This is a genomic window from Streptomyces sp. NRRL F-525, from assembly GCF_000716605.1.
Classification (GTDB): Bacteria; Actinomycetota; Actinomycetes; order Streptomycetales; family Streptomycetaceae; genus Streptomyces.
This window is the reverse complement of record NZ_JNXE01000015.1, coordinates 130,716-143,750: the sequence shown is the minus strand read 5'-3', so window position 1 is coordinate 143,750 and position 13,035 is coordinate 130,716. Positions and strand designations below refer to the sequence as shown.

Annotated in this window: 12 protein-coding genes; all 12 read right to left on the bottom strand. The window is 68.4% G+C overall.

The genetic code is table 11. The features are described from left to right. Window positions 1-2 precede the first annotated feature (2 nt). From nuoL to OO69_RS22360, 12 genes are read right to left on the bottom strand one after another with little or no spacing between them, the layout of a single operon-like run. On the bottom strand, window positions 3-1,898 hold the full coding sequence (gene nuoL / locus OO69_RS22415; protein WP_033282511.1) for an NADH-quinone oxidoreductase subunit L: 1,896 nt from the start codon (window positions 1,896-1,898) through the stop codon (window positions 3-5). A 14-nt stretch (window positions 1,899-1,912) separates the two neighbouring features. Further along, window positions 1,913-2,212 (bottom strand): NADH-quinone oxidoreductase subunit NuoK, encoded by a 300-nt coding sequence (nuoK, locus tag OO69_RS22410; protein WP_016437642.1) that lies wholly within the window; start codon window positions 2,210-2,212, stop codon window positions 1,913-1,915. Continuing rightward, window positions 2,209-3,054, bottom strand: a complete 846-nt coding sequence (locus tag OO69_RS22405; protein WP_033282510.1) for an NADH-quinone oxidoreductase subunit J — start codon at window positions 3,052-3,054, stop codon at window positions 2,209-2,211. The genes nuoK and OO69_RS22405 overlap by 4 nt, the downstream gene beginning before the upstream one ends. After that, window positions 3,051-3,653 carry an NADH-quinone oxidoreductase subunit NuoI gene (nuoI, locus tag OO69_RS22400; protein WP_033282509.1) on the bottom strand — a complete coding sequence of 201 codons (603 nt, stop codon included), beginning with the start codon at window positions 3,651-3,653 and terminating at the stop codon, window positions 3,051-3,053. The genes OO69_RS22405 and nuoI overlap by 4 nt, the downstream gene beginning before the upstream one ends. Next, on the bottom strand, window positions 3,646-5,016 hold the full coding sequence (gene nuoH / locus OO69_RS22395; protein WP_033282508.1) for an NADH-quinone oxidoreductase subunit NuoH: 1,371 nt from the start codon (window positions 5,014-5,016) through the stop codon (window positions 3,646-3,648). Before nuoH ends, nuoI begins: the two co-directional genes overlap by 8 nt. Next, window positions 5,013-7,541, bottom strand: coding sequence for an NADH-quinone oxidoreductase subunit G (locus OO69_RS22390; RefSeq protein ID WP_033282507.1), 2,529 nt, complete (start codon window positions 7,539-7,541; stop codon window positions 5,013-5,015). The genes nuoH and OO69_RS22390 overlap by 4 nt, the downstream gene beginning before the upstream one ends. Further along, window positions 7,538-8,884 carry an NADH-quinone oxidoreductase subunit NuoF gene (gene nuoF / locus OO69_RS22385; protein ID WP_033282506.1) on the bottom strand — a complete coding sequence of 449 codons (1,347 nt, stop codon included), beginning with the start codon at window positions 8,882-8,884 and terminating at the stop codon, window positions 7,538-7,540. Before nuoF ends, OO69_RS22390 begins: the two co-directional genes overlap by 4 nt. Further along, on the bottom strand, window positions 8,884-9,735 hold the full coding sequence (nuoE, locus tag OO69_RS22380; RefSeq protein WP_033282505.1) for an NADH-quinone oxidoreductase subunit NuoE: 852 nt from the start codon (window positions 9,733-9,735) through the stop codon (window positions 8,884-8,886). Before nuoE ends, nuoF begins: the two co-directional genes overlap by 1 nt. After that, window positions 9,732-11,069 (bottom strand): NADH-quinone oxidoreductase subunit D, encoded by a 1,338-nt coding sequence (locus OO69_RS22375; protein WP_033282504.1) that lies wholly within the window; start codon window positions 11,067-11,069, stop codon window positions 9,732-9,734. Before OO69_RS22375 ends, nuoE begins: the two co-directional genes overlap by 4 nt. Then, complete coding sequence (locus OO69_RS22370) at window positions 11,066-11,806, bottom strand: NADH-quinone oxidoreductase subunit C (protein ID WP_033282503.1); 741 nt, start codon at window positions 11,804-11,806, stop codon at window positions 11,066-11,068. Before OO69_RS22370 ends, OO69_RS22375 begins: the two co-directional genes overlap by 4 nt. Further along, window positions 11,803-12,357 (bottom strand): NuoB/complex I 20 kDa subunit family protein, encoded by a 555-nt coding sequence (locus OO69_RS22365; protein WP_033282502.1) that lies wholly within the window; start codon window positions 12,355-12,357, stop codon window positions 11,803-11,805. Before OO69_RS22365 ends, OO69_RS22370 begins: the two co-directional genes overlap by 4 nt. 13 nt (window positions 12,358-12,370) lie before the next feature. Then, the gene (locus tag OO69_RS22360; protein ID WP_007383963.1) at window positions 12,371-12,730 is read right to left on the bottom strand and encodes an NADH-quinone oxidoreductase subunit A; all 360 of its coding nucleotides are present in this window, start codon (window positions 12,728-12,730) and stop codon (window positions 12,371-12,373) included. Between the last annotated feature and the right edge of the window lie 305 nt (window positions 12,731-13,035).

The following is a 13,035-nucleotide window of genomic DNA, read 5'->3' as shown; positions in this document are numbered from 1 at the left end:
TATCAGACCGCCCTCATCAGCAGGGTCGCGGCGACGAGGATGGCCGCACCGCCGAACATCGAGACCGCGTACGACCGCGCATAGCCGTTCTGCAGTTTGCGCAGCCTTCCGGAGAGGCCGCCCATGGAGGCCGCCGTGCCGTTGACGACGCCGTCGACCAGGGTGTGGTCGACGTAGACCAGGGAGCGGGTGAGGTGCTCGCCGCCGCGCACCAGGACGACGTGGTTGAAGTCGTCCTGGAGGAGGTCGCGGCGGGCGGCCCGGGTGAGCAGCGAGCCGCGCGGGGCGACGGCCGGGACCGGCTTGCGGCCGTACTGCGCCCAGGCGATCCCGACGCCGATGACCAGGACGACCATGGTGGCCAGGGTGACCGTCAGGGCGCTGACCGGGGAGTTGCCCTCCTCGTGGCCGGTGATGGGCTCCAGCCAGTGCAGGAAGCGGTCGCCGATGCCGAAGATGCCGCCGGCGAAGACCGATCCGAAGGCCAGCACGATCATCGGGATCGTCATCGTCCTCGGGGACTCGTGCGGGTGCGGCTCGTTGCCGTTCTCGTCGGGCTGCCAGCGCTTCTCGCCGAAGAAGGTCATCAGCATCACGCGCGTCATGTAGAACGCCGTGATGGCCGCGCCCAGCAGGGCCGCGCCGCCGAGGATCCAGCCCTCGGCGCCGCCCTTCGCGAAGGCCGCCTCGATGATCTTGTCCTTGGAGAAGAAGCCGGACAGGCCCGGGAAACCGATGATGGCGAGGTAGCCGAGGCCGAAGGTGACGAAGGTGACCGGCATGTACTTCCGGAGGCCCCCGTACTTGCGCATGTCGACCTCGTCGTTCATGCCGTGCATGACCGAACCGGCGCCGAGGAAGAGCCCGGCCTTGAAGAAGCCGTGCGTCACCAGGTGCATGATCGCGAAGACGTAGCCGATGGGGCCGAGGCCCGCGGCGAGCACCATGTAGCCGATCTGCGACATGGTCGAACCGGCGAGTGCCTTCTTGATGTCGTCCTTCGCGCAACCGACGATCGCACCGAACAGGAGCGTGACGGCGCCGACGACGGTGACGACGAGCTGCGCGTCCGGGGCCGCGTTGAAGATCGCTCCGGAGCGGACGATCAGGTACACGCCCGCGGTCACCATGGTCGCCGCGTGGATGAGGGCCGAGACCGGGGTCGGGCCTTCCATCGCGTCGCCGAGCCAGGACTGCAGCGGCACCTGGGCGGACTTGCCGCAGGCGGCGAGCAGCAGCATCAGGGCGATGCCCGTGAGCTTGCCCTCGGAGGCGTCACCGACGTGGCTGAGGACCGGGCCGAAGGCGAAGGTCCCGAACGTCGTGAACATCAGCATGATGGCGATCGACAGGCCCATGTCGCCGACCCGGTTGACCAGGAAGGCCTTCTTGGCGGCGGTGGCCGCGCTGGGCTTGTGCTGCCAGAAGCCGATCAGCAGGTAGGAAGCGAGACCGACGCCTTCCCAACCGACGTACAGCAGAAGGTAGTTGTCGGCGAGGACGAGGATCAGCATCGCCGCGAGGAACAGGTTCAGATAGCCGAAGAAGCGGCGGCGGCGCTCGTCGTGCTCCATGTACCCGACCGAGTACAGGTGGATCAGCGAGCCGACACCGGTGATCAGCAGGACGAAGGTCATCGACAGCTGGTCGAGGCGGAAGGTGACGTCCGCCTGGAAGCCCTCGACGGGGACCCAGGTCCACAGGTGCTGCATGAGCGTCCGGTGCTCGGCGTTCTTCCCCAGCAGGTCGGTGAAGAGGACGACACCGATCACGAAGGAGGCGGACGAGAGGATCGTGCCGATCCAGTGGCCGACGGCATCGAGCCGCCGGCCGCCGCACAGCAGGACGACCGCTCCGAGCAGAGGCGCCGCTACCAGCAGCGCAATCAGGTTCTCCACGATTCAGCGACCCCTCAGAGCTTCATCAGGCTGGCGTCGTCGACCGAGGCCGAGTGGCGGGAACGGAACAGCGACACGATGATCGCGAGCCCGACCACGACCTCCGCGGCGGCGACGACCATCGTGAAGAAGGCGATGACCTGACCGTCGAGGTTGCCGTGCATCCGGGAGAAGGTGACGAACGCGAGGTTGCAGGCGTTGAGCATCAGCTCGATGCACATGAACACGACGATCGCGTTCCGCCTGATCAGCACGCCGGTGGCGCCGATCGTGAACAACAGGGCGGAGAGATAGAGGTAGTTGACGGGGTTCACTTCGACGCCTCCTCGGTCCGCTTGAGGTTCGCCGGCTCGATCTCGGTGCGCTCCAGGCGCTCCTCGGCCCGCTGCTCCAGGGCCCGCAGGTCGTTGAGTGCCTCGCTGGACACGTCGCGGATCTGGCCGCGGTCACGGAGCGTCTTGCTGACCGTGAGCTCGGACGGGGTGCCGTCGGGGAGCAGGCCCGCGATGTCCACCGCGTTGTGCCGGGCGTAGACGCCCGGGGCGGGGAGCGGCGGGACGTGCTTGCCCTCGCGGACGCGCTGCTCGGACAGCTCGCGCTGGGTCTTGGGCCGCTCGGTGCGCTCGCGGTGCGTGAGCACCATGGCGCCGACGGCGGCCGTGATCAGCAGGGCGCCGGTGATTTCGAAGGCGAACACGTACTTCGTGAAGATGAGGGCGGCCAGGCCCTCCACGTTGCCGTTGGCGTTGGCCGTGCTCAGGCCGTCGAACTGCGTGAGCGAGGCGTTGCCGATGCCCGCGAACAGCAGGACGCCGAAGCCGAGCCCACAGAGAAGGGCCAGCCAGCGCTGGCCCTTGATGGTCTCCGTCAGGGAGTCGGCGGCCGTGACGCCGACCAGCATCACCACGAAGAGGAACAGCATCATGATCGCGCCGGTATAGACGACGATCTGCACGATGCCCAGGAAGTAGGCGCCGTTGGCGAGGTAGAAGACCGCCAGGATGATCATGGTCCCGGCGAGGGAGAGCGCGCTGTGCACCGCCCTCCTCATGAGGATGGTGGACAGGGCGCCGATCACCGCGACCGTGCCGAGGACCCAGAACTGGAAGGCCTCGCCGGTGGAGGTGGAGTAGGCGGCGGCGAGCTGCGCGCTCATGCCTCCACCCCCTCTTCCTTCGGCTTCTCGCCCTTGGAGACGGCCACTTGGGGCACCGTGCCGGGTGCGGCCTCCGTCACCAGGCCCCGGTAGTAGTCCTGTTCGTCCATACCCGGGTAGATGGCGTGCGGGCTGTCGACCATGGTGTCTTCAAGGCCGGCCAGCAGCTGTTCCTTGGTGTAGATGAGGTTCGCGCGGCTCGTGTCGGCCAGCTCGAACTCGTTGGTCATCGTCAACGCGCGCGTGGGGCACGCCTCGATGCACAGGCCGCACAGGATGCAGCGGGCGTAGTTGATCTGGTAGACGCGGCCGTACCGCTCGCCCGGCGAGTAGCGCTCCTCGTCGGTGTTGTCGGCACCCTCCACGTAGATGGCGTCGGCGGGGCAGGCCCAGGCGCACAGCTCGCAGCCGACGCACTTCTCCAGGCCGTCCGGATGGCGGTTGAGCTGGTGCCGTCCGTGGAACCGGGGGGCTGTGGTCTTCTCCTGCTCCGGGTACTGCTCGGTCAGCCGCTTCTTGAACATGGCCTTGAAGGTCACGCCGAAGCCGGCCACGGGGTTCTGGAAACCGGGTTTGGTCTCCTTGGGCTCCTCAGCCATCGGACGCCTCCTTTCCATCCAGAGATCCGTCACTGCCAGTGTCCGACCCACCACTGACAATCAACTCCCGCTCGCGGCGCGAGGGGCGTCGAGGCACCGGTGGCAACTCCTGTCCGGGCAGCGGCGGTACGGGGAATCCGCCCGCCATCGCGTCGAACCCGGCGGGTTCCTCGGCCAGTTGCGCGTCGTCCTTGGCCTTCTGGCGGAACATGTCCGCGATGAAGGACAGCAACAGCAGGACGAGCACACCGCCGCCGATGTAGAGGGCGATGTCGGCGAAGTCGTAGTTCTCGTTCTTCAGGGTCCGTACGGTCGCGACGAGCATCAGCCAGACCACGGAGACCGGGATGAGGACCTTCCAGCCGAGCTTCATCAACTGGTCGTAGCGCACGCGCGGGAGGGTGCCGCGGAGCCAGATGAAGAAGAACAGCAGCAGCTGGACCTTGATGACGAACCAGAGCATCGGCCACCAGCCGTGGTTCGCGCCCTCCCAGAAGGAGCTGATCGGCCACGGGGCCCGCCAGCCGCCCAGGAAGAGCGTGGTCGACACCGCGGAGACCGTCACCATGTTCACGTACTCGGCGAGCATGAAGAGCGCGAACTTGATGGACGAGTACTCGGTGTTGAAGCCGCCGACCAGGTCGCCCTCGGACTCCGGCATGTCGAAGGGGGCGCGGTTGGTCTCGCCGACCATCGTGATGATGTAGATGATGAAGGAGACCGGCAGCAGGATGATGTACCAGCGGTCGTGCTGTTGTTCAACGATCGTCGACGTGGACATCGACCCGGAGTAGAGGAACACCGAGGCGAACGCCGCGCCCATCGCGATCTCGTAGGAGATCATCTGGGCGCAGGAGCGCAGACCGCCGAGCAGCGGGTAGGTGGAGCCGGAGCTCCAACCGGCAAGCACGATGCCGTAGATGCCGACCGAGGCGACCGCGAGGATGTAGAGCATCGCGATCGGGAGGTCGGTCAACTGCATCGTGGTGCGGTGGCCGAAGATCGACACCTCGTTGTCGGCGGGCCCGAAGGGGATCACCGCGATCGCCATGAAGGCCGGGATGGCCGCGATGATCGGCGCGAGGATGTAGATCAGCTTGTCCGCGCGCTTGACGATCAGGTCTTCCTTGAGCATCAGCTTCACGCCGTCGGCGAGCGACTGGAGCATGCCCCAGGGGCCGTGCCGGTTGGGGCCGATGCGCAGCTGCATCCAGGCGACGACCTTGCGTTCCCAGACGATCGAGAACAGCACGGTGATCATCAGGAACGCGAAGCAGAACACCGCTTTGACGACGACCAGCCACCAGGGGTCGCGGCCGAACATCGAGAGGTCTTCGGCAGCGAGGTACGGGTACGGGCTCATGCCTCCACCTCCTTGGGGGCCTCGCCCGCGAGCGTGGCCGGGCCGATGCGGACGAGTGCGCCGGGCAGCGCCCCGGTGTCGGAGGCGACGCCCCCGCCGGTGGAGTTCAGCGGGAGCCAGACCACGCGGTCGGGCATCTCGGTGATCCGCAGCGGGAGTTCGACGGTTCCGGCGCCGCCGGTCACGGCGAGCGCGTCGCCGTCCTTGACGCCCGCCTCGGCGGCCGTGGCGGCCGACACGCGCGCGTGGGCTGCGTGCCGGGTGCCGGCGAGTGCTTCGTCGCCCTCCTGGAGCGCGCCCTGGTCGAGCAGCAGCCGGTGCCCGGCGAGCACGGCCTCCCCGGCGGCCGGCCGGGGCAGCACGCCCGCGGTCTCCAGCGGATCGGTGGCCCGCGGCCCGTCCCAGGCACCCAGCCGGTCCAACTCCGCGCGCGTGGTGCGCAGATCGGGCAGACCCAGGTGTACGTCCATCGCGTCGGCCAGCATGTGCAGGACGCGCGCGTCGGTCGGGGCGAGGGTGCGGGTCATCTGGTCGGGCTTGAGCGCGGCGTCGAAGAAGCGGACCCGGCCCTCCCAGTTGAGGAAGGCGCCCGCCTTCTCGGCGACCGCCGCGACCGGGAGGACGACATCCGCGTGTTCGGTGACCTCGCTGGGCCGCAGTTCGAGCGACACCAGGAAGCCGACTTCGTGAAGTGCCGCACGCGCGCGTGCCGGGTCGGACAGGTCGCCCGGCTCCACACCGGCGACGAGCAGCGCCCGGAGTTCACCCCCGGCGGCGGCCTCGACGATCTGGCCGGCGTCGCGGCCGTAGCGGTGCGGGAGTTCGGCGACGCCCCAGGCGACGGCGACCTCCTCACGCGCGCGTGGGTCGGTGGCCGGACGCCCGCCCGGCAGCAGCGACGGCAGCGCGCCCGCCTCGATCGCCCCCCGTTCCCCGGCCCGGCGCGGAATCCACACCAGCCGGGACCCGGTCGCGAACGCGGCCCGTACGGCGGCGGTGAGGCCCCCGGCGACGGCGGCCAGCCGCTCGCCTACGACGATCACCGCGCCCTCGGCGCGCAGCGCTTCGGAGGCGCTGGCGCCGTCATTCTCAAGGCCGACCCCGCTGGCGAGCGCGTCCAGCCACTCGGTCTCGGTGCCGGGAGCGGCCGGCAGCAGGATGCCGCCCGCCTTCTCCAGTCCGCGCGTGGCGTGGGTGGCCAGCGAGAACACCCGCTGCCCGTGCTTGCGCGAGGCCTTGCGCAGCCGGAGGAAGACGCCGGGCGCCTCCTCCTCGGATTCGAACCCGACCAGCAGGACGGCGGGCGCCTTCTCCAGGGATGTGTACGTGACGCCGTTGCCGTCGAGGTCCCGGCCGCGCCCTGCGACCCGGGCGGCCAGGAAGTCGGCCTCCTCGCTGCTGTGCACGCGCGCGCGGAAGTCGATGTCGTTGGTGTCGAGGGCCACGCGCGCGAACTTGCTGTACGCGTAGGCGTCCTCGATGGTGAGGCGGCCGCCGGTCAGGACACCGGTGCGGCCGCGCGCCGCCGACAGGCCCTGGGCGGCGGCCTCCAGGGCCTCCGGCCAGGACGCGGGCTCCAGGACACCGTCCGCGTTGCGCACCAGGGGCGTCTGCAGCCGGTCGCGCTGCTGCGCGTACCGGAAGCCGAAGCGCCCCTTGTCGCAGACCCACTCCTCGTTGACCTCGGGGTCCACGGCGGCCAGGCGCCGCATGACCTTGCCGCGCCGGTGGTCGGTGCGGGTCGCGCAGCCCCCGGCGCAGTGCTCGCACACCGACGGCGTGGAGACCAGGTCGAAGGGGCGGGAGCGGAATCGGTACGCCGCCGAGGTCAGCGCGCCCACCGGGCAGATCTGGATGGTGTTCCCGGAGAAGTACGACTCGAAGGGGTCGCCCTCACCGGTGCCGATCTGCTGGAGCGCGCCCCGCTCGACCATCTCGATCATCGGGTCGCCCGCGATCTGGTTCGAGAAGCGGGTGCAGCGCGCGCACAGCACGCAGCGCTCGCGGTCCAGGAGCACCTGGGTGGAGATCGGGACGGGCTTCTCGTAGGTCCGCTTCCGGCCCTCGAAGCGGGACTCGGCGTTGCCGTGGGACATCGCCTGGTTCTGCAGGGGGCACTCGCCGCCCTTGTCACAGACCGGGCAGTCCAGCGGGTGGTTGATGAGGAGCAGTTCCATCACGCCGTGCTGCGACTTCTCCGCGACCGGAGAGGTGAGCTGGGTCTTGACGACCATGCCGTCCGTGCACGTGATCGTGCAGGACGCCATCGGTTTGCGCTGGCCCTCGACCTCGACGATGCACTGGCGGCAGGCGCCGACCGGGTCGAGGAGGGGATGGTCGCAGAACCGGGGGACCTCGATGCCGAGTTGCTCGGCGGCGCGGATGACCAGGGTGCCCTTGGGCACGCTGATCTCGGCGCCGTCGATCGTCAGCGAGACGAGATCCTCGGGCGGGACCGCCGCTTCGCCCCCTCCGGAGGAGCGTGAGCCCGCGGCGGAGCCGCTAGTCGACTGCTGTACCGTCATGCGTTCACCTCCGTGCGGTCGGCCCAGGCCGTGGACTTGGCCGGGTCGAAGGGACAGCCCCGGCCCGTGATGTGCTGCTCGTACTCCTCGCGGAAGTACTTGAGCGAGGAGAAGATCGGCGAGGCGGCACCGTCGCCGAGGGCGCAGAAGGACTTGCCGTTGATGTTGTCGGCGATGTCGTTCAGCTTGTCGAGGTCGGACATCGAGCCCTTGCCGGCCTCGATGTCGCGCAGCAACTGCACGAGCCAGTACGTCCCTTCGCGGCACGGTGTGCACTTGCCGCAGGACTCGTGGGCGTAGAACTCGGTCCAGCGGGTGACGGCACGCACCACGCAGGTCGTCTCGTCGAAACATTGCAGAGCCTTGGTGCCGAGCATGGAACCCGCGGCACCGACTCCTTCGTAGTCAAGAGGGACGTCGAGGTGCTCGTCGGTGAACATCGGCGTGGAAGACCCGCCCGGCGTCCAGAACTTGAGGCGATGTCCGGCCCGCATCCCGCCGCTCATGTCGAGCAGCTGACGGAGTGTGATGCCGAGCGGCGCCTCGTACTGACCGGGACTGGTGACATGGCCGCTGAGCGAGTAGAGCGTGAAGCCCGGGGACTTCTCGCTGCCCATCGACCTGAACCATTCCTTGCCTTTTTGCAGAATGGCGGGAACTGACGCGATCGACTCGACGTTATTCACAACAGTCGGGCACGCATAGAGGCCCGCGACCGCAGGGAAAGGGGGACGGAGCCGCGGTTGACCACGGCGGCCTTCGAGCGAGTCGAGCAGCGCGGTCTCCTCACCGCAGATGTACGCGCCAGCACCCGCGTGCACGGTGAGCTGGAGGTCGAGCCCGCTGCCCAGGATGTTCTCGCCGAGGAAGCCCGCGTCGTACGCCTCGCGCACGGCCTCGTGCAACCGCCGCAATACGGGGACGACTTCACCACGCAGATAGATGAAGGCATGCGACGACCTGATGGCATAACACGCGATGACAATGCCCTCGATGAGGCTATGCGGGTTCGCGAACAGGAGCGGGATGTCCTTACACGTCCCGGGCTCCGACTCGTCGGCGTTGACAACTAGATAGTGCGGTTTTCCATCCCCTTGGGGAATGAATTGCCATTTCATTCCGGTGGGGAAGCCGGCGCCACCGCGACCGCGCAGACCGGAGTCCTTCACATACGCGATGAGGTCGTCCGGCGACATCGCGAGCGCCTTGCGGAGCCCCTCGTATCCCTCGTGCCTTCGGTACGTGTCCAGAGTCCAGGACTCGTCCTCGTCCCAGAAGGCCGACAGCACGGGTGCGAGCAGCTTCTCGGGGCTGTGGTCTTTCAGTTCGGGTGCCAAGGTCATCACTCCCCCTCCTCGGCGACAGGCCCCGCCGGGTGGGCGGGGTCGGAGGCCGACGTGTCCTGCGGCGCATCGTGCGAACTGAGGTGCTCGGTCGTCGGCGACGTGTCCTGCGGCGCACCGGAGCCCCGCGGATGGACCACGCGCGCGGGTGCGGTCTCTCCCCTGGCCAGGCGGAGGCCCACCAGCGACGCGGGTCCCGCACCGCCGCTCGCCTCGACGGCCCCTGGCCGCTCGTCGGGGAAGCCGGCGAGGATCCGCGCGGTCTCCTTGAAGGTGCACATCGGCGCCCCGCGCGTGGGCTCCACCGGAGCGCCCGCCCGCAGGTCGTCCACGAGGCGCCGGGCGCTGGCCGGGGTCTGGTTGTCGAAGAACTCCCAGTTGACCATCACCACCGGCGCGAAGTCGCAGGCCGCGTTGCACTCGATGTGCTCCAGGGTGACCTTGCCGTCGTCGGTGGTCTCACCGTTGCCGACGCCCAGGTGCTCCTGGAGGGACTCGAAGATCGCGTCGCCGCCCATCACCGCGCACAGGGTGTTGGTGCAGACCCCGACCTGGTAGTCACCGCTCGGCCGGCGCCGGTACATGGAGTAGAAGGTCGCCACGGCGGCGACCTCGGCCGTCGTCAGGTCGAGCAGGTTCGCGCAGAACTGCTGTCCCGTGCGCGTGACATGACCCTCCTCCGCCTGCACGAGATGCAGCAACGGCAGGAGGGCCGAGCGGGAGTCCGGGTAGCGGGCGATGATCTCCCGCCCGTCGGCCTCCAGCCGGGCCCGGACGTCGTCCGGGTAGGCGGGCGCGGGCAGTTGGGGCATGCCCAGACTGACGCCCTGCTCCGAAGAACTGGTGGTCACCGGTCGACGCCTCCCATCACGGGGTCGATGGACGCGACGGCGACGATGACGTCGGCGACCTGGCCGCCCTCGCACATCGCCGCCATGGCCTGAAGGTTGGTGAAGGACGGGTCCCTGAAGTGGACCCGGTAGGGGCGGGTGCCTCCGTCGGACACGGCGTGCACCCCGAGTTCGCCCTTGGGCGACTCGACCGCCGCGTACGCCTGTCCCGGCGGCACGCGGAAGCCTTCGGTCACCAGCTTGAAGTGGTGGATCAGGGCCTCCATGGAGGTGCCCATGATCTGCTTGATGTGGTCGAGCGAGTTGCCCAACCCGTCCGGCCCGAGCGCGAGTTGGGCGGGCCAGGCGATCTTCTTGTCGGCGACCATGACCGGGCCGGGCTGCAGCCGGTCCAGGCACTGCTCGACGATCCTCAGCGACTGGCGCATCTCCTCCAGGCGGATGAGGAAGCGGCCGTAGGAGTCGCAGGTGTCCGCGGTCGGGATGTCGAAGTCGTACGTCTCGTAGTCGCAGTACGGCTGCGCCTTACGCAGGTCGTGCGGCAGGCCGGTGGAGCGCAGGATCGGGCCGGTGGCACCGAGGGCCATGCAGCCGGCCAGGTCGAGGTAACCGACGTCCTGCATACGGGCCTTGAAGATGGGGTTCCCGGTGGCGAGCTTGTCGTACTCGGGGAGGTTCTTCTTCATCTTCTTCACGAACTCGCGGATCTGGTCCACCGCGCCGGGCGGCAGGTCCTGGGCGAGTCCGCCGGGGCGGATGTACGCGTGGTTCATCCGCAGGCCCGTGATGAGCTCGTAGATGTCGAGAATCATTTCACGATCGCGGAATCCGTAGATCATGATCGTGGTGGCGCCGAGCTCCATGCCGCCGGTGGCGATGCACACCAGGTGGGAGGACATCCGGTTCAGCTCCATCAGGAGCACCCGGATGATCTTCGCCCGCTCGGTGATCTGCTCCTCGACGCCGAGGAGTTTCTCGACGGCGAGACAGTAGGCGGTCTCGTTGAAGAAGGACGTCAGGTAGTCCATGCGCGTCACGAACGTGGTGCCCTGCGTCCACGTTCGGTACTCGAGGTTCTTCTCGATCCCGGTGTGCAGGTAGCCGATGCCGCAGCGGGCCTCGGTGACCGTCTCGCCGTCGATCTCCAGGATGAGACGGAGCACACCGTGCGTGGAGGGGTGCTGGGGCCCCATGTTGACGACGATGCGCTCGTCGTCGGCCTTGGCCGCGGACTGGACGACCTCGTCCCAGTCGCCACCGGTGACCGTATATACGGTGCCCTCGGTGGTCTCGCGCGCCGAAGCTGCGGAGGCGGATGCTGACTGCGTGCTCACGAGTACGACCTCCGCTGGTCCGGAGCCGGGATCTGGGCGCCCTTGTACTCGACGGCGATGCCGCCGAGCGGGTAGTCCTTGCGCTGCGGGTGGCCCTGCCAGTCGTCCGGCATCATGATCCGCGTCAGGGCCGGGTGACCGTCGAAGACGATCCCGAAGAAGTCGTACGTCTCGCGCTCGTGCCAGTCGTTGGTCGGATAGACCGGGACCAGGGACGGGATGTGCGGATCGCTGTCCGGGGCGCTGACTTCGAGGCGGATCAGCCGGTTGTGGGTGATCGAGCGCAGGTGGTAGACGGCGTGCAGCTCGCGGCCCTTGTCGTGCAGGTAGTGGACCGCGCTGACGCCGGTGCAGAGTTCGAAGCGCAGGGCCGGGTCGTCGCGCAGGGTCTGGGCGACGCGGACCAGGTGCTCGCGTTCGACGTGGAAGGTGAGTTCGTCGCGGTCGACGACCGTCTTCTCGATCGCGTTGCCGGGCAGCAGGCCCTGTTCCTCCAGGGCGCCCTCCAGCTCGTCGGCGACCTCGTCGAACCAGCCGCCGTAGGGCCGGCTCGCCTCGCCCGGCAGGCGGACCGAGCGGACCAGGCCGCCGTAACCGGAGGTGTCGCCACCGTTGTTGGCGCCGAACATGCCGCGCTGGACGCGGATCTCCTCGCCCTCGCCGCGCGGGCCGGGGAGGTTGGAGGCGCCCGGATCCTGCTCCGGGTCGGCTCCGTTGGTGCCGTTCGCGTCACTCACCGCAGCAGGCCCTTCATCTCGATGGTGGGCAGTGCCTTGAGCGCCGCCTCCTCCGCCTCACGGGCCGCCTCCTCGGCGTTCACGCCGAGCTTGGAGGTCTGGATCTTGTGGTGGAGCTTGAGGATCGCGTCGATCAGCATCTCGGGCCGTGGCGGACAGCCCGGGAGGTAGATGTCGACCGGGACGATGTGGTCGACGCCCTGCACGATCGCGTAGTTGTTGAACATGCCGCCCGACGAGGCGCACACGCCCATGGAGATGACCCACTTGGGGTTCGGCATCTGGTCATAGACCTGCCGCAGCACCGGCGCCATCTTCTGGCTGACCCGGCCCGCGACGATCATCAGGTCCGCCTGGCGGGGAGATCCGCGGAAGACCTCCATGCCGAAGCGCGCGAGGTCGTAGCGTCCGGCGCCGGTCGTCATCATCTCGATGGCGCAGCAGGCGAGGCCGAACGTGGCAGGGAAGACGGACGCCTTGCGCACCCAGCCCGCGGCCTGCTCGACGGTGGTCAGCAGGAAACCGCTCGGCAGCTTTTCTTCGAGTCCCATGGTCTAAGGCCCCTCAGTCCCATTCCAGGCCGCCGCGCCGCCATACGTACGCGTACGCGACGAAGACGGTGAGCACGAAGAGCAGCATCTCCACGAGCCCGAAAACACCCAGGGCGTCGAAGGTGACGGCCCAGGGGTAGAGGAAGACGATCTCGATGTCGAAGACGATGAAGAGCATCGCCGTCAGGTAGTACTTGATGGGGAAGCGCCCGCCGCCGGCCGGCGTGGGGGTCGGCTCGATGCCGCACTCGTACGCTTCGAGCTTGGCCCGGTTGTACCGCTTCGGACCGATCAGCGTGGCCATGACCACGGAGAAGATCGCAAAGCCTGCCCCGAGGGCTCCCAGTACGAGGATGGGCGCATACGCGTTCACCGCTCCTCGCTCCTCTCAGTCGGCACTGACTGCTGGCGATGGCATCGGGTCCGCTTCCGGCTCACGCGCCGCTCAAACCCCGTTCGTCCCAACGAAGATCGAGAACATGTGAAGCAGGTCACAAGCCCAACTGCCCCGCATCTTATGCCCGGCGCTCTGTGATCTGCGACACGGGGTATTACACAAGCTTTGTGATCTCCACCACCCGACGAAGGATCATCGCGCCGGACGGGCGGCGATCTTCGCACGCGAAGCGCCCGAGCGGTCACCAGAGGTGACATTTCCGCTCGTCATCGCAGCCAGAG